Source organism: Caulobacter sp. DWR3-1-2 (genome assembly GCF_049896225.1).
In the GTDB taxonomy this organism is placed as follows: Bacteria; Pseudomonadota; Alphaproteobacteria; order Caulobacterales; family Caulobacteraceae; genus Caulobacter.
Window position 1 is genome coordinate 229,192 of record NZ_JAFCTW010000006.1, and the last position, 18,969, is coordinate 248,160.

The following is an 18,969-nucleotide window of genomic DNA, read 5'->3' on the forward strand; positions in this document are numbered from 1 at the left end:
CGCTCACGCGTCGGTCTCGGAGCTGCGCGCTGGGCGCTTGTCCGGGATCACAGAACTCATGAAGTGAGAACCAAGGCATGAACGGCGCGGACGCCCTGATCACCACCCTGGCCGACAACGGCGTCACCGCCTGTTTCGCCAATCCCGGCACCAGCGAGATGCAGTTCGTCGCGGCCCTGGACCGCGAGCCCCGCATGCGCTCTATCCTGTGCCTGTTCGAGGGGGTGGCGACCGGGGCGGCCGACGGCTATGGGCGGATGACCGGGACGCCGGCCTGCACCCTGCTGCACCTGGGACCGGGCTATGCCAATGGCGCGGCCAATCTGCATAATGCGCGACGGGCGTTCACCCCAATCGTCAATATCATCGGCGACCACGCGACCGGCCATCGCCAGTACGACGCGCCGCTCAATTCCGACATCGCCGCCCTGGCCGCGCCCAACTCGCTGTGGGTCAAGTCGGCCGACAGCGCCGACGCCGTGGGGCCGCTGGCCGCCGAGGCGGTGGCCGCCAGCTTCGGCGCCCCAGGCGGGAACGCCTGCCTGATCCTGCCCGCCGACAGCGCCTGGAACGAGACCAAGGTGGCCGGCCCGGTGACGAAACATCCGAGGCCCAAGACGCCAGACCTGGCGCAGGTAGAACGGGTCGCCGAGGCGCTGAAGGCCGCCGCCAAGCCCGTGCTGCTACTGGGGAGCGTGGCCTGCGGCGAGGGGGGCGTGGCCGCCGCCGGACGGATCGCCGCCACCGGCGTGCGCGTGCTGACCGACACCTTCACCGCCCGCCAGGCGCGCGGCGAAGGACGCTTCCGCCCCGACAAGCTGCCCTATTTCGGCGAGGCGGCGCTGAAGGACCTCGACGGCGTCGATCTGATGATCCTGGTCGGGACCCTCGAGCCGGTAGCCTTTTTCGCCTATCCCGACCGGCCCAGCGTGCTGGTTCCGCAGGGCTGCGCCACCCTGACCCTAAGCGACCGGGGAACCGACGCGGCGGCCGCGCTCGAGGCCCTGGCCGACGCCTTGAACGCCCCGGCCAGGGGGGCGGTCGAGCCCTACGCGCCGCCGACCCCAACGGCCGGAAAGTTCGACGCCTGGGCCATGGGCGCCTCGATCGCCCGCCACATGCCGACCGGCGCGATCATCTCCGACGACGCGGTGACCGCTGGCCTGCCGATCTTCACCCAGACCCGGAACGCGCGCGCTCACGACTGGCTGTCCCTGACCGGCGGCGCGATCGGCCAGGGCGTTCCGCTGGCGATCGGCGCGGCCGTGGCCTGTCCCGACCGCAAGGTCCTGGCGTTGAGCGGCGACGGGGCGGGGATGTACACGGTGCAGGGCTTGTGGACGATCGCCCGCGAGAAGCTGGATGTGACCGTGGTGGTGTTCGCCAATCACGCCTATCGCATCCTCGGCATCGAGATGGGCCGCACGGGCGGCGGGGAGCCTGGTCCGGCCGCGTCACGATTGTTGGACCTTTCCGACCCGCGCATCGACTGGGTGGCCTTGGCCAGCGGTCTGGGCCTGCCGGCTGAGCGGGTGGAGACGGCCGAGGCTTTTGACGAGGCCATGGCCAGGGCCATGCGCGAGCCGGGGCCGCGATTCATCGAGGCGGCGATGCGGTAGGCAAGCGCCGCAGGACGCCCCCTCCGTCGGCTTCGCCGCCACCTCGCCCGTTTCACGGGTGAGGAGAAAGAACCCGCCTCCTCCTCACCCGCATCGCGACGGAGGGGGCGTCTTGGCGCCGCCCTAAGGCAACCGCAACACCGCCCGCAGTCCCCCCATCGGGGAGCGCTCGAGCGTCAGATCCCCGCCCAGTCCCCGCGCCATGTCGCGGGCGATGGCCAGGCCCAGGCCGACGCCCTTTTCGTTCTGGTTGCGCGACTCGTCGAGGCGGTTGAACGGTCGGAAAGCCTCCTCGTGCAGATCGTCGGGAATACCAGGGCCGTCGTCATCGACGAAGACCCACACTCCGCCGCTGGGCCGGGCGGTGGATGACACCCGCACGGTGTCGCCATGGGCGGCGGCGTTGTCGATCAGGTTGGCCAGGGCGCGCTTGAAGGCGTTGGGCCGAAGGATGGCCGACAGGTCGTCGCCCATCTGGGTCTCGATACGGGTTCCGGCCCGGGCCGCGCCGTCGCAGACGCCCTCGATCAGCGGCTTGAGCAGCACCTCCCGCGTCGCCTCGCCGCCCTCGCCGCGGGCGAACGACAGGTACTCGTCGATCATGTGCTCCATCTCGGACAGATCGCCCTGCATGGCCTGGATCTGGCCGCTGGGCTCGGCCAAGGCCAGTTCCAGCTTCAGCCGGGTCAGGGGCGTGCGCAGGTCGTGGCTGACCGAGGCCAGCAGGGCCGTGCGCTGCTCGATATGGCGTTGGATGCGGGCCTTCATGGCCAGGAAGGCCTGGGCCGCCATCCTCACCTCGCGCGCCCCATGCGGCTTGAAGGCCTCCTGGTCGATGCCGCGCCCGAAGGCGTCGGCGGCGTGGGCCAGGCGCTCGATGGCGCGCACCTGGTTGCGGATGAACAGGATCGCCACCGCAGTCAGCAACAGGGTCGCCACCACCATCCACAGGATGAAGATATGGCCCTGGGTGGCGAAGGCGCGATCGCGCGGAGCGATGATCCGCAGCACCCCCTCATGCACCTGCACCCGGATGTCGACATGGCCAGGATAGCGCGTGGTGTCGAACCAGAACGGGTCGTCCAGCCGGTCGTCGAGGGCGGTGCGCAGCGAGCGGTCCAGCGAGGCGAAGATCGACGGGCGCTGGCTGGTCGGCAGCTTGCGGCCCTTTTGCAGGGCGATCGACAGCGACATCGAGTCCTCGGCCCGCGCGGCCATCCTGTCGAGGGCGGCGGGCGAGGGGTCGTCCTTGTAGGTCTCCACCGCCCACGCTACGTCGCCGGCCAGGCCCTCGGACAGGCGGCTGGTCACGGTCTCCCAGTGAGCGTCGAAGAACGCCCAGGTGACGGCGATCTGCATCACCGCCACGGGCAGAACGATGATCAGCAACGACCGCCCGAACAGCGAGGTCGGCAGCCAGCGTTTGATCTGGCGCGGGATGAAGAGCTTGGTGCGCAGACGGGTCATTAAATCCTCCCCCTGTGGGGGAGGTGGCGCGAAGCGCCGGTGGGGGGAGGGTTGGGGTCGTCGATCCTGGATGAGGTGATCCTCCGATCACTCCCCCCTCCGTCGCCTTCGGCGACACCTCCCCCACAGGGGTAGGATTTCTGAATTGCGGTCGCCATCATCAATCCGGCGTCAACCGATACCCAATGCCCCGCACCGTCTGCAGGTACCGCGGGTTCTTTGGATCCGGTTCGATCTTGCGGCGCAGGCGGGTGACCTGGACGTCCACCGCGCGGCCGGTGGCGTCGACGGTGTCGGCGGCCAGTTCTAGGCGATCGACGGGCTCGTGCGCCACCCGGGCCAGGCGGCGCAGCAGGGTGACCTCGGCCTCGGTCAGGCGGATCGGCTCGCCGTCGCGCGTCAGCTCGCCGCGCTCGGGCTCGAAGGCGCAGCGGCCCAGGGAAAGCTCGCGCGGGCCCGACGGCTTGGGGGTGGAGCGGCGCAGTATGGCCTCGATGCGCAGCAGCAGCTCACGCGGCTCGAAGGGCTTGGCCAGGTAGTCGTCGGCGCCGTGGGTAAGGCCCTCGATGCGGTCGCCGGTCTGGTCGCGGGCGGTCAGCATCAGGATCGGCGTCTTGCCGACCTCACCGCCCTTGGCCCGCAGGCGCTTGGTGAAGGAAAAGCCGTCCTCGCCGGGCATCATCACGTCCAGCACCAGCAGGTCGAAGTCCATCGATCCGGTCAGCCGGTCGGCATGGGCGGCGTCGGCGGCGGCGCTGACCCGGAAGCCGGCGCGGGTCAGGAATTCCTTCAGCAGGACGCGGATGCGGTCGTCGTCATCGACCACCAGCAGGTGGCGCTCGGCGCGCTCTTCGGGGCTCAAAGGACGTCCCTCCGGTTCAACCCGACACCTTGGCGCGGACCAGCCAAGGCCGCCAGGATGCGGCGGGTTCCGGCCACCCCGTCCAGGCCGCCGGTGCGGTAGGCCCGCCCCAGCAAGCCGCGTAACCGCTCCGACACCCGTGTTTCGAAGGCCGCGCCCTCGGGGGTCAGCAGGGTAGGCCTGCGCCGGGCGTCCAGGTCCCCGGCCGCCTTCTGGACCAGGCCCAGGCGCTGCAGGTCGGTCAGGGTCTTGCTGGCCGCCTGCTTGGACAGGCTGGTCAGTTTCGACAGGTCCTGTACCCCGATGCCAGGCCGCCGGCGCAGCAGGAAGGCGGCGCGCCAGTGCGAACGGCCCAGGCCGGGACCCTCGGCTTCCAACGCCGCGTCGACTGCCGCCCACAGGGCCGCCTCGGCCAGCAGCAGCAGTTCCAGCCCGCTGTCCAGCTGCTCTTCGCCCAGGATCAGGCGCGGGTCGGTGGACCCCGCCGAGAGGCCCGAGGAGAGGCCCGAGGAGAGGGGCGTGACCACTAGCTTGCGTCCATTTTATTTGACCTGCCGCCCCCCGGGGCGTCTAAGAACCGGATTCCAAATAAGGAGGTCTTGGACCGATGTCTCTCGTTCCCTTCGACGATCGCGATGGTTGGATCTGGCTGGATGGCCAGTTCGTTGCCTGGCGCGAGGCGAAGGTGCACGTATTGACCCATGGCCTCCACTACGCCTCCTCGGTGTTCGAGGGCGAGCGGATGTATGGCGGCGAGATCTTCAAGCTGACCGAGCATACCGAGCGCCTGTTCAAATCGGCCGAAATCCTCGATTTCAAGATCCCCTACACGGTGGAGCAGATCGATGAAGCGTGCAAGGCGACCGCCGCCAAGAACGGCCTGACCGACTGCTATGTCCGCCCGATCGCCTGGCGCGGCAGCGAGATGATCGGTGTTTCGGCCCAGCAGACCAAGATCCACGTGGCCATCGCCGTTTGGGAATGGCCCAGCTATTTCGACCCGGCGACCAAGGCCAAGGGCATCCGCCTGACCTGGGCCAAGTACGACCGTCCCGCGCCCAACACCGCGCCGACCGCCGCCAAGGCCGCCGGCCTCTACATGATCTGCACCGTCTCCAAGCACGCCGCCGAGAAGGAAGGCTATGCCGACGCGATGATGCTCGACTACCGCGGCTATGTGGCCGAAGCGACGGGCGCCAACGTGTTCTTCATCAAGGATGGCGTGATCCACACCCCCACGCCCGACTGTTTCCTCGACGGCATCACCCGCCGCACGGTGATCGACATCGCCAAGCAGCGCGGGATTGAGGTGGTCGAGCGCCATATCGAGAAGCAGGAACTGGCCAGCTTCACCGAGTGCTTCATCGTCGGCACCGCCGCTGAGGTGACGCCCGTGTCGCAGATCGGCGAGTTCACTTTCAAGCCGGCCGCGATCTCGCTGTCGCTGATGGACGAGTACGCCCGGCTGGTGCGGCGCGAGCTGGTGGACGCCTAGGCCTGTAATTCCTCCACCACAGTGGGAGGACTATCTTAACCCGCCACCTTCGCTTCCAGCTCCGCCAACCGCGCCCGCGTCGACGCCAGGTCAGCCCCAAACCGCGCCGGATCGGCCGCCGCCAGCCGCGCGGCGACATCGTAGCTTTCGCGGTAGAGATCCAAGGCCCGCATCCGGTGACCGCGGTCCTCGCGCAGGTCGGCCAGGCGTTCCAGCGACACCGACAAGGCCCGCCGCGCGCCCGGATCGGCCGCCTCGCGGCCGCCGTGCGAGCGGCGCAGGGCCAGGGCTTCCTCGAAGGCCGACAGGGCCTCGTTGAGGCGGCCTTCCATCTCGGCCACGTCGCCGACCCCCGACAGGGCGCCGGCCAGCAGGTCGTCGGCGGTGAAGTCGTCTGGCCGAGCGGCGCGGGCTGAGCGGGCGAAGCTGACGGCTTCCTCATAGGCCTCGGCGGCCTCGTCCAGGCGGCCCTGACCGCGAGCGAAGTCGCCGAGATCGCAGTTGGCCTGGGCCTTTTCACGGTCGTTGCTCGCCACCCGGAGCATGCGGCTGAGCACCCTTGCCGCCTCCGGCCAGGTCTCGGTGCGGCTCAGGGCGATCAGCTTGGCGCGCAGTTCGGCGAAGGTCTCGACGGGGGCGACCTTGGTCGGTGCGTCGGCGGCCGTCATGACCACGGCCGTGACCGTGGGCGCGGGGGCAGTCTCGGATTTTGACAGGGTCAGCTTGGGCTGGCCGGGCGGATCGATCGCGATGATGGACGGCGGTTCGACCCGTTCAACCGGCTCCGGGGTGACCTCGGCCGGGGCATCGACGGCGGCAATCGGCTCGACGGCCAAGATCGGCGCGAGAACAGGCTCTCGGCCGCCCAGATCGACCGGCGCGACCCTGGGCCGCGATTTCGGTTTCGGTCGCGGGGTCAGGGCGGCGACGAGCAGCAAAGCCCCCGTGATCGCCGCCGCCCAGCCCACGAACGGCCGGTGTGGCTCGAACGGCCCGAGATCGAGGTGTTGCGCCCAGTCCCCCAGGACGCCCCAACCGCCGATAACATACCCCGATGTCGCCAGGATCACCCCGAGGATGATCCCTACGAGCCGAGCCATCATGTCGCCCCCTCAATGACCGCGTTCGTAAGGAGCGGCACGTCACAGCAGCCGAGGGGCGCCGTCGAGCGGTCACAACCGCCAGGGGAAGCCCCCGGCGCAAGCGCTGCCTTATCGGGCGCCATGCGGGCGAGGCGCCTTCAAATCAGCCAGGTGCGGGGGCGGGGATAGGCTTCGCCCTTCAGGAGATAGACCAGGCCCATGATGGTCCTGACCACGAACCAGACGCTGATGGCCCCCATGATCGTGCCGCCGACGATCATGATCGGGATGCCGATCAGCAGCACCAGCAGCGCCAACCCCACGAAGATCAAGGCCAGGCCGATCAGGAACCACCAGATCGACAGCCAGAAGGTGCGGATGGCGAAGATGTAGTGGCTGGCGTTGATCGGCCCGGCTGTGTCGCGATTGAGATAGGCGACGATCAGCCCGACCAGGAAGGTCAGGCCGTTGGTGAAACCCAGCAGATACAAGGCGTAGACGACGATCGGCAGGACCTTGTCCTCCTCGACGCGGTCGGGAGCGGGGGCGATGTCGGTCATGGTCAGATCATCCAGTTGCGAGGCGTGGGATAGGCCTGGCCCTTCAACAGCCAGGACAGACCAAGGATGCACCGCACGGCGGCCCAGATGCCGACGGCCGCCAGGATGACCAGGCCGATCCCGGCGATCACCAGCACGCCGCCGATGCACGAGAACAGCAGCCACAGCCAAAAGGTGCGGATCTGGAAGACGTAATGGCTCTGCATCCATTCGGGCGCGGCGGCCTTGCTGACATAGGCCAGGATCGCGCCAATCACCGCCGTGAAGCCGTTGAACGGTCCCAGCGCCAGCAGAATATAGATGATCACCGGCAAGGTCTTGTCGTCCTGCAGGGCGGGCGGCACGGCGGGGTCTTTGATCGGGCTCATGGGACGATGCTCGTCGAAGACGCGGCGGAAGGCAAATGAAGGTCGTGTAAGGCGGCGTCTAGCTTCCTTCTCCCGCAAGTGGAGAGGGATTCCGTCAGACGCTCGGCAGCAGGTCTTCCGGCAGCGCCTGCGGATCGAGCCCCTCGCCGCGGCCCAGCCAGGGTAGCGCCGCCGCCAACAGGATCAGCACGAAGGCCATGCGGGCGGCGATCTCCAGCGCCAGGCCGGTCATGCCGGGGCTGAAGGCCATCAGCAGCATGGCGACCGTGCCGACCGCCAGCAGGCCCATCACCCAGGTCAGCCCCTCGCGCGGGGCCAGCACGCTGGCCATTTCAAAGCGGGCGCGCGGCGCCAGATCGGCGGCCACCCCGGCGACGGCGCGGACCAGCAGCGCGAAGCTGGCCAACCGATCCTCGAACCGGCCGGGGCCGACATAGCTGTGAGCCGCCAGCACAGTCTTGCGACGGCCAAACACCAAGGTCAGCACCCGCCGGCGGCCGCCCTCGCGCGGCCGGGCCAGGCGAAAGATGGTCAGGGTCGATAGGGGAAAGCGCTGCTCGCGCGGGCCGCGACGCTCGACCAGCTCCGCGCCTTCCAGTGTCCAGACCGTTTCCGGCTGGAAGGGGGCGAGGCGGACGCTGTGCGAAAGCGGGCTCACCCCCGGACGGCGGTGATTTCCACCCCGGCCGCGGCGGCGTGGGGGGCCAGGGCCAGGGGCTTTTCGACCCGCACGCGGGCGCGGGTCACGCGGCTGTCGGCGAAACAGGCCTGGGCCAGGCGCTCGGCGAAGGTCTCGACCAGATCGATATGGCCCTCGGCGGCGATGGACAGGGCGGCCTGCAGGATGGTCTCGTAATTGACGGTGTCGCCCAGCTGCTCGCAGTGGCTGGCGGCGACGTCGAGCTCGACATCGATGACCAGGGGCTGTTGGCGGTCGTGCTCATGGTCATAGACGCCGATCCAGGCCTCGACCTTCAGCCCGCGCACGAACACCTTGGTGACGATGATCCGCGCCGGGCTGGGCTGGGTCGCGTCGTTCGGGGCGGTGGGCAGGGGTTGGGCGGCCACGGCGAGACTCTCAGGAACCGATGATGTCCGGCGTGCGCCAGCCCAGATGCTGACCCGCGTCGACCGCGATCATCTGGCCCGTGACCGCCCTTGCGTCAATGAGGTAGCGCAGGGCGGCGGCGATCTCGCCTGGGTTGGCGTGGCGTTGCAACAGGGTTCCGGCCGCCTCGGCCTCGAACTCGCCGGGGGCCTGATGCACCGACCGCAGCACGGGACCGGGGCCTATGGCGTTGACCCGGATGCGCGGCGCCAGGTCCTGGGCCAGGGTCTGGGTCACCCACCACAGTCCGGCCTTCGAGAGGGAATAGCTGAAAAACTGCGGATTGGGACGCAGCACGCGTTGATCGACGATGTTGACGATCTGGCCCTCCAACCCATTGGCGGCGTCGGCGGGCAAGGCGGCCGCGAAGGCCTGGGCCAGCACGACGGGGGCGCGCAGGTTGGCGTCCAGATGGGCGTCCCAGCTGGCGCGGGTGGCGCTGACCAGGCGGTCGTCCTCAAAGGTCGAGGCGCTGTTGATCAGCAGGGTGACGGGGCCGAGCGCGGCCTGGGCGCGGGCGATCAGGCCGGCGGTCTGGTCCTCGTCGGCCAGTTCGGCGTCGAGAATGACGGCGCGCTGGCCCAGGGCCGCGATCTCGTCGGCGACGGCCTGGGCTTCGTCGCGGGCCGTGCGGTAGTGGACGGCGACGTCGAAGCCGGCCCGCGCGGCCTCCAGGGCCAGGGCGCGACCGATCCGGCGGCCGGCGCCGGTGACCAGGGCCGCGCCGCGCGAGGTCATCGGTTTAGTCGAAACGACCGAATTCATACATGTTGAGGCCGAGGAGGACGGCCAGGAAGATGACGATGACGCCGATGGCGAGCATGGTGCGGGTCCGTTGTTCAGACTGAAGATGATGCGGCTTTAGCGGTGCGCGTGGCCGGCCGCAAGCATGGGGCGGGCTTCAAGTCGATGTTTCCCTTCGGAGCTCCAAATCTCCGTCTACCCGGCGAAGGCCGGGGCCCAGGTGAAACCCACGAGCGGCCCGGGATGAATCTGGGTCCCGGCCTTCGCCGGGAAGCCGGAGGTGGGAGGAGATCGGTGTGGACTGACCTGTGCGAGAAGAAAGGCTAAGCTGCCCCCCATGCTCTGGCGCCGCCACGTCGAACCCTTCACCCGCCCAATGGTCTTCGCGTGGTTTCGCCTCAGGCGCGGCCTGACGCTCGGCGTGCGCGGGGTGGTCACCGATGACGAGGGCCGGGTGCTGATGGTGCAGCACACCTATGTCCATGGCTGGCACCTGCCCGGCGGCGGGGTGGAGCGCGGCGAGACGGCCGAGACGGCGGTGATCCGGGAACTGCAGGAGGAGGCCGGCGTCCGGGTGATCGGGCCGGTGACCCTGGTCTCGGTGCATAGCAATGAGCGCCACCATCCCGGCGACCACGTGCTGGTCTATCGCGTCCAGGCCTGGGAGCCCTGCCCTTCCAGCGCCCAGGGCGAGATCAGCGAGGTCGGCTGGTTCGCGCCCGACGCCCTGCCAGGCGACGTCACGCCGGGCAATCGCAAGCGCATCGCCGAGGGCTTCCACGGGGCGGAACCCGACCCAATGTGGTGAGATCGAAAGATCAGCCCTTCCCCAGTGATCAACGATCATTAAAATGAGTGTTTGAACGAGGTCCGCCGTCTCCCCAGATGAGAGCGGCCCCAGCCCGGAGGAGCACAGCATGCGCGACTATCTGAAGTTCTATATCGATGGCCAGTGGGTGCAGCCCAAGGGCTCCCAGACGGTGGACGTGATCAATCCCGCCACCGAGGCCGTCGCTGGCCGGGTGACCCTGGGCACGGCCGAGGACGTCGACTTGGCGGTCCGCGCCGCCCGCAAGGCCTTCGCCACCTTCTCGGTCACTAGCCGCGAAGAGCGCGTCGACCTGCTTGAGCGGATCATCGCCGAATACCAGAAGCGCTTCGAGGACATGGCGAAAGCCATCACCGAGGAGATGGGCGCCCCGTCGTGGTTGGCCCAGCGCGCCCAGGCCGCCATGGGCATCGCCCACGTCCAGACGGCGCTGCAGGTGCTGAAGGACTACAAGTTCGAGGAAGACCGCGGCACGACCCATCTGGTCAAGGAGCCGATCGGCGTCTGCGCCTTCATCACCCCGTGGAATTGGCCGGTCAACCAGATCGCCTGCAAGGTGGCGCCCGCCCTGGCCGTCGGCTGCACCATGGTGCTCAAGCCCTCGGAAGTGGCGCCGTTCTCGGCCCAGATCTGGACCGAGATCCTGGCCGCCGCCGGCGTGCCGGCCGGGGTGTTCAACCTGGTCAATGGCGACGGCCCGGTGGTCGGCGCGGCGCTCAGCTCGCACCCGGAAGTCGACATGGTGTCGTTCACCGGCTCGACCCGCGCGGGCATCGAGGTGGCCAAGAACGCCGCCCCGACCGTCAAGCGCGTGCACCAGGAGCTGGGCGGCAAAAGCCCCAACATCATCCTCGACAACGCCGACTATGAGCGCGCGGTCGGCGGCGGCGTGGCCTCGGTGATGATGAACTCGGGCCAGTCGTGCAACGCGCCGACCCGGATGCTGGTCCCGCAAAAGCGTATGGACGAGGTGATCGCCATCGCCAAGGCCGCCGCCGACGCTCACACGGTGGGTGACCCGAACGGCAATTCCAAGCTGGGCCCGGTGGTCTCTGAGGTGCAGTGGAACAAGATCCAGGGCCTGATCCAGAAGGGCGTCGACGAGGGCGCCACCCTGGTCTCGGGCGGCCCTGGCAAGCCGGAAGGGCTGGAGGTCGGCTACTATGTCAAGCCAACCGTCTTCGCCAATGTCACCCCCGACATGACCATCGCCAAGGAAGAGATCTTCGGCCCGGTGCTGGCCATCCTCGGCTATGATGGGGTCGACCAGGCCGTGGCGATCGGCAACGACACCGAATACGGCCTGGCCGCCTACATCTCCGGCAACGACCCGGCCGAGGTGCGGGCCGTGGCCTCCAAGCTGCGGGCCGGCCAGGTGATCCTCAACGGCGCGGGGACCGACCTGATGGCCCCGTTCGGCGGCTACAAGATGAGCGGCAACGGCCGCGAATGGGGTGACCACGCCTTCGGCGAGTTCCTCGAAACCAAGGCCGTGCTGGGTTACTCGCCGAACGTGGCGGCAGAGTAACGAGATTGGGGACAGGCGCATGCGCCTGTCCCCTTTCAAACTCCGCTCATCCCGGCCTTCGCCGGGATGAGCGGATTGATACAGCAGGTCTTGTTGACGCTTGGGCAGCCTTTACCCTCACGTCAGGCGGCGTTACCTCCCGCCCAACAACGATAATCGACCGGGAGAGAAACGATGGACGGCGGCGATAGCCTCGCGAGCGCGCGCGACCCCAGCACCGCGCCGTTCAAGCCGCTGGCGATGAAGGGCCCGGAGATCACTGTCGATCGGCGGGCTGACGGCAGCATCGTCATCACCTCCAACCATCCGCCCGGCGACAGCCCACGCACCATCAGCCACCTGCTGGCTGAAAAGGCCGCGCTGCATCCCGACCGGCCCTATCTGAGACAGCGCGAGCCTGGCCACGGCCCGTGGCGGCAAATGACCTACGGCCAGGCCCAGCGGGCGGCGGAGGGGGTCGCCCAGTGGCTGCTGGACCAGGGCGTCACCGCCGACGACAGCGTGATGATCCTGTCGGGCAATTCCATCGAGCATGCCCTGATGACGCTCGGGGCCTATGGGGCCGGGGTCCCTGCCGCCCCGATCAGCCCGGCCTACAGCCTGATGTCGGCCGACCACGGCAAGCTCAAGCACTGCTTCGACAAGGTCGCCCCGCGCGTGGTCTTCGCCCAGTCCGGCACGATGTTCGACAAGGCCATCGCCGCCTTGCGAGCGATCAATCCCGACCTGCTGCTGGTCACCGCCGACGGGACCGGAGAAGGCGCCGTCGCCTTCGACACGGTCGCCGCCACGCAGCCCCGGGATGTGGCCGCCCAACGCGAGACGCTCACCCCCGCCACCGTCGCCAAGTACCTGTTCACCTCTGGCTCGACCGGCATGCCCAAGGGCGTGCCCCAGACCCACGCCATGATGGCGGGCGTCATCGCCGGCCAGGAAGGCCTGCGCACCGACGAGCGCACCGACGAGCTCGCTGACAGCCTGGAATGGATGCCCTGGAGCCATATCTCGGCCGGCAATATCGGCTTCAACGCCGTGATCTGGAACGGCGGCACCTTGTGGATCGACGAGGGCAAGCCGCTGCCGGGGATGTTCGAGACCACGATCAAGAACCTCTACGAGGTCTCGCCCATCGTCTTCGGCTCGGCCCCGATCGCCTTCTCGATGCTGGCCGGGGCCATGGAAGCCGATCCGGTGCTACGCGCCGCGTTCTTCAAGAACCTGCGCTACATGGCCTATGGCGGGGCGACGCTGTCGGACGACGTCTACACGCGGATGCAGGCCCTGGCCGTGGCCGAGACCGGTCATCGCGTGCCGCTGGCCACGATGTATGGGGCGACGGAGACGCAAGGCATCACCCTGACCCACTGGATCACCGAGCGGGTCGGGCTGGTCGGCCTGCCGCTGCCGGGCATAGCCCTGAAGCTAGCGCCATCGGGTTCGAAATACGAGGTGCGGGTCAAGGGGCCGACGGTGGCCAGCGGCTATCACAAGGACCCGGAGAAGACGGCGGCGGCCTTCGACGAGGAAGGCTTCTACAAACTTGGGGATGCGGCGCGGTTCGTCGATCCGGACGACCCGTCCAAGGGCCTGGTGTTTGACGGCCGAGTGACCGAGGACTTCAAGCTCGACAGCGGCACCTGGGTCAGCGTCGGCGTGCTGCGCCCCGACCTGGTGGCCGCCTGCAGCCCCTATGTTCATGACGCGGTGATCGTCGGCCAGGACAGGCCGTTCGTCGGGGCCATGGTCTGGCCGTCACCCGCCGGCCTGGCGGCGCTGGTCGCCGATCCGGGGCCGGGCACGCCACTGGACAAGCTGACGGTGATCCTGCGCGCGCGGATCGGGGCGTTCAACGCGGCGGCCGGCGGCTCGTCGCGGCGGGTGAGCCGGGTGGTGATCCTCACCGAACCGCCGTCCATCGACGCCGGTGAGATCACCGACAAGGGCTATGTGAACCAGCGCGCGACCCTGGAGCGCAGGGCGGGGCTGGCGGCCGCGTTGTATGCGAGCGCGCCGGTGGAAGGGGTGATCGTCGTCTGAGGTTCAGGGACGTGCTGGGGGCACGCACTTGTGAATGTCCCCAGCCCGTTCACAGCCTCTATCGTTCGCCATCTCCCTCCACGGACGCCTCCCAACTCAGCGCCCCGCGATCCAGCACGATCGTCTTGTCGGAATAGCCCGTCGCCATCAGACCCGCCGGCTTGGCGGGGATGGCCGAGGCGCCACGCGGCCAGCCGTCGTGGATCTCGACGACCGCCACCTCGACCTTGCCGGCAGCCTTGGCGGTGAAGCTGAGGGTGACGCCGTTGGGGTCAGGAGCGTGGTAGGACAGGCTGCTCCATTCACCCGCCGTGGTGGGCAGGATCAAGGGGCGGCCGTTCAGGCGCGGCTCGCTCAAGGCCAGGCTGGGGCGCAGACGCAGGGTCAGCACCTCGGCGCCCGGGCTGGGCAACGCGCGGATCAGCAACCGGTCGCCGGAGCGGTTGATGGTCAACACCGGTCGCTCGACCGAGAGCACGGCGGTCGGCGCCATCCACACCGGCTCGCGATAGAGCGGCGGATAGGCCTTGAGCGCCGCCGCCGCGCCGCCGTCGGACAGCACCACTTTCGACCACGGGTCCAGGCGCGGCTGAGGCGAGACGCGCCAGGCCGTGCCCATCGACAGGTCGGCCAGGTGGCTGGCCTCGGCCAGGCGCGGGCGGGTGGGTCCGCTGTCGCCGATTCCGGCATGGATCAGCAAGCCGGCGCCCGCCACGGCCGCGACGCCGGCGAAGATCGGCGACCAGCGATAGGCGGCGAAATCGAAGGCCAGCGGGATCAGGGCTGGGGCGGCCAGGATCGCGAATACCGCCAGCACAGCGGGCTCCATCAGGCCCACACCGGCGAAGGTCCAAGCCCCCCACGAGCCCAGCTGGGCCACGACAGCGGTGGCCACCAGGCAGACGACCAGGGTCATCAGCCAGGCCACCCGTCGATCGCGCGTGCCGCCGACGGCGGTGACCAAGGCCGCCACCAGGCTGGCGGCCAGCAACGGCCAGGCCAGCATCACCGAGCCACCGGGCAGCAGGGCCTGGGTCGTGATCGTCAGGGCCAACAGCACCAGCAGCGCGCCCAGCCAGGCGCCCCAGACCCCGACCGCCCGGCCCAGGCTCAGCCATGCCAGGACGATCACCGCGCCGGCCATGCCCAGGCCGACGGGATCGAACCCGCCGACCAGGCTGCAGGCCCCGCCGAGAAGGGCGGCGATGACGGTGATCCACATCCGGCCCGTGCCGCGCGCCTGCAGGATCAGCACGCTCAGGCACACCCCGATCAGCAGGATCCCCGCTCCAGGGAGCAGGACGTTGAACTGGCCGAGCACGGCGTAATAGCGCTGCTGGTCGGCGATGCCGATCAGGCGTCCAGCCAGGTGGAGGGCCAGGACGGCGCTGGTGGCCAGCAGTAGAAAGCCGGCGATGCCGCGCAGGATCTCCAGCGGCTTGACCCCGAAGGTGGTCAGGGCGCGAAAGCCGGTGAAGACGATCAGCGCCCCCGCCAGGCCCAGGATCACCCAGCCGCCCCAGACGGGATAGGCCACGAGCCCCAGGGCCAGGACGTCGGAATAGATCAGGTCCGGCGCCTTGGCCGGCAAGGCGGCGCCATTGGCTAGGGCGCGGACCACCGGCAGGGCCTGGTCGCCCAGGTTCTGCAGGCTGCCCTGGTTGAGGTGGTCGGGGGTGGCCAGCGGCGTGTGATAGGCCAGCTGGTCGTCGATGAAGGCGAAGTTCAGGCCCGGCAGACCGGCGCGAAGGGCGTGGGTGAAGTCGGTGTCGTTGGGCATGCGCTGATAGACGGCGGCGGCCAGGGAGTTGGCGGTCGGCTGGTGTGCGGTCCCGGCATAGAGACGCAGCAGGTCGCCGCTGTCGGTTCCGGTCTGGAACATGGCCGCGCGGCCGGCGTCGCCCCGGGCCTCCATATTGATCACCACGCCCACATGCTCGCGCAGCGGATCGCGGGCGAAGAAGGCCTCGGCGCCCAGCAGGCCGGGCTCCTCGCCGTCGGTGAACAGGAAGATCACGTCGCGGGCCGGCGGCGGGCCGGCCTTCAGGGCGCGAGCGATCTCCAGGGCGGCGGCGACCCCGGCCGAGTCGTCGGCCGCGCCGGGCGAGTTATGGACGGTGTCATAGTGGCTCATCACCAGCACGGCGGGCGCTTGCGGGTCTGTTCCGGCCAGGGTGGCGACGATGTTCTGCACCGCGCCGACGGCGGTGGCGCGGGGCGACCACTTGGCGGCGTCGCGCACGCCTTCGCCGGCCCGCACGAAAACGTCCAGCCCGAGGCCGCTGGCTCGGCCCATCAGGTGGTCGCGCACCCGGACGATCTCGGCCGAGCCGATGGGGTGAGGTTTGGCGCCAATGGCGCGGACATCGACCATGGCGCGGCCGGCCGAGAACTGGTTGGCGGGGGCGTTGGCGGGGAGGGGAGCGGGCGTGCGCAGCGCCAGGTTGGCGATCGCCAGGCCCAGCAGCAGGCAGATCCAGACGCCAAGCAGCCTGATGGTCTTCATGCGAGCGCCTCCGCAGCGAATACCCCAGGGGCAAGGTGGGACTGTTCGGGATTCGATAAAAGCCGCGCGCAACGAAAAGGGCGACCCGGTTTCCCGGATCGCCCTTCGTTTGTCATGCTGGAAGCGGACGACGGTGAGCCGTCGACCCTTTTCCGGGTCGTCCTAGAACTTCGACCGCAGAGTCACGCCGTAGGTGCGGGGCGCGCCGAGGAAGGCGTCATAGGTGATGGTGTCAACGGCCGGACGGTAGGTGGGATTGGCCGCGTTGACGCCCGACGAGCCTTGCAGGAAGCCGTTGAAGGCCACTTGCTTGTACTCTTCGTCGAACAGATTCTGACCCCACAGCTCGACGGTCCAATGATCGTCAGCTGCGCCTAGGGCGACGCGAGCGTTCACCAGGGTGTAGGCCTCCTGCATCTTCGGTGGGAACAGGTCGGAGCCGGTGTTGTAGTCTGACGAGTACTTGGCGCCGACGTTGAAGCGGGCCTTCATGTTGTCGCCGACCGGATGCTCATAGCTGAGCGAGCCCGACAGCGAATATTTGGGGGCCAGCGACAGCCGGCTGCCCGGCAGTAGGGACAGCGCGCCGCCCGGATCGTTGGGGACCTTCTGGTCGCCATATTCGGTCTTGGCGTAGGTGAAGCCGCTCTGAACAGAGAGGCCGCGCACCGGTGTGAACCACAGGAAGTCGGCGTCGACGCCCCTTGAAGTCACTTCGGGAACCGGCCGCACCACGAACGAGGTGCCCAGGAAGGTGTTCAGCTGGAAGTCGCTGAACTTTTGATAGAAGCCGGTGACGTTCAGCAAGACCGTACGGTTGAAGAGGGTGTTCTTCATGCCGATTTCGTAGCTATCGACGAATTCGGCCGGGAACGAGGTGTTGCTGATCGGCTTGATCGGCAGGCCGGGCGTCAGGCCAGCGACGGTGCCGTCGCTCGACTGCGAGCGGTCGAGATTGAAGCCGCCACCCTTGTAGCCGCGGGCGTACGAGGCATAGGTGAACACTTCCGGCGAGATGCGGTACGCGGCCTTCAGCGTGCCGCTCCACTCCTTGTCCGAACGCTTCTGGGTATAGCCGCGGTTGTTGAACGCGGGGTTGGCCCAAGGCAGGCAGAGATTGGCCAGCACGGGGCCGACATTGGCCGCGCCGACGATCCCGGCGATGGCTCCGGCGCGGCTGAGGGCCGTTCCGCAACCCACACCGCCGTCACTCAAGGTCTGGTAGGTGTCGACGGTCTTTTCGTCGATGCTGTAGCGCAGGCCGGCCGTGAGTTCGAAGGCGTCGGTGACATGCCAGGTGTCGTTGGTGAACAGCGCGATGGTCGTGGCGCGTTGCTTGTAGCTGTCATAGAGGCCTTGGCCCGGCGTGAAGCTGGTATTGGGCGCTCGTCCCGTCAGCAGCGCCACGAAGTTGGGCACGCCGCCCGGCGTCACGGCCGCCGACAGCAGGCGACCCAGATACTGTTCGTAGTTGCGGCCGTAGAGGAAGTTGGCCTTGTTTTCCAACCGCTCGTCGGCCAGGAATGCGCCAACCAGCCAGTCGAACTTGGCGGTCTTGCCGGCCAGTCGCAGTTCCTGGGTGTAGGTCGTGAACTCGGCGTAGTTGGTGCCGTCCTTGTTGCGATAGGCCAGGTCGGCGTCGGTGAAGTCGGAATCCTGACCGTTGTCGGTGCGCCAGTTGCGGATCGCCGAGATCGAGGTCAGATCGCCGAACGGGGTCTCGATATTGCCTTCCAGCGAGACGCCCTTGTCTTCGACCGACGAGGGCGCGCCGCGGTTCTGGTATTCGACGCGGGCATAGGGGTCGGCTGGGTTGGCCAAGGCTGGCCCGCCGTTGACGATAGCCAGGACGCCCGCGGTCGGGCCGGTGCGGATCTGCACGGCGCCGCAGCAGTTCTCGTCGCGCTTGGTATAGTCACCGATCAGCTTGAAGGTGGCGTTGTCGTCCGGCACGAACAGCAGTTGGCCGCGGACGGTGTAGAAGCCTTGGTCGCCGTCCTGCTTGCGGTCGCTCGGGCCCTTGCCGTTGACGACTTCGTTGTAGCCATTGCGCTCGCGGGCCGCGACATAGAGCCGGCCGGCCAGGGTCTCTGTGCCAAACAGCGGACCGGTGACCGAGGCCGAGACGCCATGGGCGTTATAATTGCCGGCGGTCAGTTCGGCGCTGGCGCCAAAGCCGAACTCGGGCTCCTTGGTGATGATGTTGATGACGCCGGCCGAGGTGCTCTTGCCAAACAGCGTGCCTTGCGGGCCCTTCAGGACCTCGATGCGTTCCATCTCGCCCAGGTCGCCGAACGACACGCCGTTACGCGGGCGATAGACGCCGTCGATCACGACGCCGACCGAGCTTTCCAGGCCGGGATTGTCGCCGACGGTGCCGACGCCGCGGATGCGGGCGGTGGTCGAGGCTTCCGAGGTGGTCGAGGTGACGGTCAGGCCGGGGGTCAGGATCGTCAGATCCTTGATGTCCTTGATGCCGGTGTCTTGCAGAAGCTTGGCGCCAATGGCGGTGACCACGACCGGCACGTCCTGCAGGTTCTGTTCACGCTTCTGGGCGGTGACGACAATGCTGTCGACGGTGGGAGTGTCTGTCGTGGACTGGGCCTGAGCCGCCAGCGGGGTCAGACCGGCGAGCACGACGGCTGACGCCGTGCCGCAAAGCACCTTCGTAAAGCGCATTTCCTACCTCGGTTTTGTTTTATGACGTGAGCGCTTGCATCGCCCCCGCCTTTTGATTTGGTCCAGCCCGAACGATTGTTCGAAT

The 18,969-nt window shown here is 68.4% G+C and carries 16 protein-coding genes; 5 read left to right on the forward strand and 11 right to left on the reverse strand.

Annotated features, from left to right (window positions below):
- The first annotated feature begins 77 nt into the window (after positions 1–77).
- Positions 78–1,619, forward strand: a complete 1,542-nt coding sequence (locus ACP696_RS11425) for an acetolactate synthase large subunit (protein WP_426009745.1) — start codon at positions 78–80, stop codon at positions 1,617–1,619.
- A 123-nt stretch (positions 1,620–1,742) separates the two neighbouring features.
- Here the strand turns inward: ACP696_RS11425 and ACP696_RS11430 are convergent, their stop codons facing one another.
- From ACP696_RS11430 to ACP696_RS11440, 3 genes are all read right to left on the reverse strand, one after another.
- Entirely contained in the window at positions 1,743–3,086 is a 1,344-nt protein-coding gene (locus ACP696_RS11430) for an ATP-binding protein (protein WP_426009744.1), read from the reverse strand.
- Positions 3,087–3,246: 160 nt separating this feature from the next.
- Entirely contained in the window at positions 3,247–3,948 is a 702-nt protein-coding gene (locus tag ACP696_RS11435) for a response regulator (protein ID WP_426009742.1), read from the reverse strand.
- Positions 3,945–4,475 carry a MarR family winged helix-turn-helix transcriptional regulator gene (locus tag ACP696_RS11440; protein WP_426009740.1) on the reverse strand — a complete coding sequence of 177 codons (531 nt, stop codon included), beginning with the start codon at positions 4,473–4,475 and terminating at the stop codon, positions 3,945–3,947. The genes ACP696_RS11435 and ACP696_RS11440 overlap by 4 nt, the downstream gene beginning before the upstream one ends.
- An 80-nt stretch (positions 4,476–4,555) precedes the next feature.
- Here ACP696_RS11440 and ACP696_RS11445 point away from each other — a divergent pair, with 80 nt between their 5' ends.
- Positions 4,556–5,443: a branched-chain amino acid aminotransferase gene (locus ACP696_RS11445; protein WP_426009738.1), complete on the forward strand. Its 888-nt coding sequence runs from the start codon at positions 4,556–4,558 to the stop codon at positions 5,441–5,443.
- Positions 5,444–5,478: 35 nt separating this feature from the next.
- Here the strand turns inward: ACP696_RS11445 and ACP696_RS11450 are convergent, their stop codons facing one another.
- The 6 genes from ACP696_RS11450 to ACP696_RS11475 all read right to left on the reverse strand — a co-directional run bounded on the left by ACP696_RS11450 (position 5,479) and on the right by ACP696_RS11475 (position 9,299).
- Positions 5,479–6,546 (reverse strand): tetratricopeptide repeat protein, encoded by a 1,068-nt coding sequence (locus ACP696_RS11450; protein ID WP_426009736.1) that lies wholly within the window; start codon positions 6,544–6,546, stop codon positions 5,479–5,481.
- A 137-nt stretch (positions 6,547–6,683) separates the two neighbouring features.
- Positions 6,684–7,085, reverse strand: a complete 402-nt coding sequence (locus tag ACP696_RS11455) for a DUF4870 family protein (RefSeq protein ID WP_426009733.1) — start codon at positions 7,083–7,085, stop codon at positions 6,684–6,686.
- Positions 7,086–7,087: 2 nt separating this feature from the next.
- A complete protein-coding gene (locus ACP696_RS11460) occupies positions 7,088–7,453 on the reverse strand; it encodes a DUF4870 family protein (protein WP_426009731.1) in 366 nt (121 codons plus the stop codon).
- Positions 7,454–7,547: 94 nt separating this feature from the next.
- Positions 7,548–8,111 carry a hypothetical protein gene (locus ACP696_RS11465; RefSeq protein ID WP_426009728.1) on the reverse strand — a complete coding sequence of 188 codons (564 nt, stop codon included), beginning with the start codon at positions 8,109–8,111 and terminating at the stop codon, positions 7,548–7,550.
- The gene (gene folB, locus ACP696_RS11470) at positions 8,108–8,506 is read right to left on the reverse strand and encodes a dihydroneopterin aldolase (RefSeq protein ID WP_426011259.1); all 399 of its coding nucleotides are present in this window, start codon (positions 8,504–8,506) and stop codon (positions 8,108–8,110) included. The genes ACP696_RS11465 and folB overlap by 4 nt, the downstream gene beginning before the upstream one ends.
- A 25-nt stretch (positions 8,507–8,531) precedes the next feature.
- Positions 8,532–9,299, reverse strand: coding sequence for an SDR family oxidoreductase (locus tag ACP696_RS11475; RefSeq protein ID WP_426009726.1), 768 nt, complete (start codon positions 9,297–9,299; stop codon positions 8,532–8,534).
- 343 nt (positions 9,300–9,642) lie between these two features.
- Between ACP696_RS11475 and ACP696_RS11480 the strand changes: the two genes are divergently transcribed.
- The 3 genes from ACP696_RS11480 to ACP696_RS11490 all read left to right on the forward strand — a co-directional run bounded on the left by ACP696_RS11480 (position 9,643) and on the right by ACP696_RS11490 (position 13,699).
- Complete coding sequence (locus ACP696_RS11480) at positions 9,643–10,113, forward strand: NUDIX domain-containing protein (RefSeq protein ID WP_426009723.1); 471 nt, start codon at positions 9,643–9,645, stop codon at positions 10,111–10,113.
- Between the two features lie 109 nt (positions 10,114–10,222).
- Positions 10,223–11,662 (forward strand): aldehyde dehydrogenase family protein, encoded by a 1,440-nt coding sequence (locus ACP696_RS11485; RefSeq protein ID WP_426009721.1) that lies wholly within the window; start codon positions 10,223–10,225, stop codon positions 11,660–11,662.
- Positions 11,663–11,836: 174 nt separating this feature from the next.
- The gene (locus ACP696_RS11490; RefSeq protein ID WP_426030452.1) at positions 11,837–13,699 is read left to right on the forward strand and encodes an AMP-binding protein; all 1,863 of its coding nucleotides are present in this window, start codon (positions 11,837–11,839) and stop codon (positions 13,697–13,699) included.
- 58 nt (positions 13,700–13,757) lie between these two features.
- Here ACP696_RS11490 and ACP696_RS11495 read toward each other — a convergent pair whose 3' ends face one another.
- Entirely contained in the window at positions 13,758–16,205 is a 2,448-nt protein-coding gene (locus ACP696_RS11495) for a M20/M25/M40 family metallo-hydrolase (protein WP_426043801.1), read from the reverse strand.
- A gap of 162 nt (positions 16,206–16,367) precedes the next feature.
- A complete protein-coding gene (locus tag ACP696_RS11500) occupies positions 16,368–18,884 on the reverse strand; it encodes a TonB-dependent receptor (protein WP_426009714.1) in 2,517 nt (838 codons plus the stop codon).
- Between the last annotated feature and the right edge of the window lie 85 nt (positions 18,885–18,969).

Bases quoted from the DNA above. Each gene is read 5' to 3' on its own strand.
- ACP696_RS11425 (WP_426009745.1), top strand. From the start codon at position 78: ATGAACGGCGCGGACGCCCTGATCACCACCCTGGCCGACAACGGCGTC.
- ACP696_RS11430 (WP_426009744.1), bottom strand. From the start codon at position 3,086: ATGACCCGTCTGCGCACCAAGCTCTTCATCCCGCGCCAGATCAAACGC.
- ACP696_RS11445 (WP_426009738.1), top strand. From the start codon at position 4,556: ATGTCTCTCGTTCCCTTCGACGATCGCGATGGTTGGATCTGGCTGGAT.
- ACP696_RS11450 (WP_426009736.1), bottom strand. From the start codon at position 6,546: ATGATGGCTCGGCTCGTAGGGATCATCCTCGGGGTGATCCTGGCGACA.
- ACP696_RS11455 (WP_426009733.1), bottom strand. From the start codon at position 7,085: ATGACCGACATCGCCCCCGCTCCCGACCGCGTCGAGGAGGACAAGGTC.
- ACP696_RS11460 (WP_426009731.1), bottom strand. From the start codon at position 7,453: ATGAGCCCGATCAAAGACCCCGCCGTGCCGCCCGCCCTGCAGGACGAC.
- ACP696_RS11475 (WP_426009726.1), bottom strand. From the start codon at position 9,299: ATGACCTCGCGCGGCGCGGCCCTGGTCACCGGCGCCGGCCGCCGGATC.
- ACP696_RS11480 (WP_426009723.1), top strand. From the start codon at position 9,643: ATGCTCTGGCGCCGCCACGTCGAACCCTTCACCCGCCCAATGGTCTTC.
- ACP696_RS11485 (WP_426009721.1), top strand. From the start codon at position 10,223: ATGCGCGACTATCTGAAGTTCTATATCGATGGCCAGTGGGTGCAGCCC.
- ACP696_RS11490 (WP_426030452.1), top strand. From the start codon at position 11,837: ATGGACGGCGGCGATAGCCTCGCGAGCGCGCGCGACCCCAGCACCGCG.
- ACP696_RS11495 (WP_426043801.1), bottom strand. From the start codon at position 16,205: ATGAAGACCATCAGGCTGCTTGGCGTCTGGATCTGCCTGCTGCTGGGC.
- ACP696_RS11500 (WP_426009714.1), bottom strand. From the start codon at position 18,884: ATGCGCTTTACGAAGGTGCTTTGCGGCACGGCGTCAGCCGTCGTGCTC.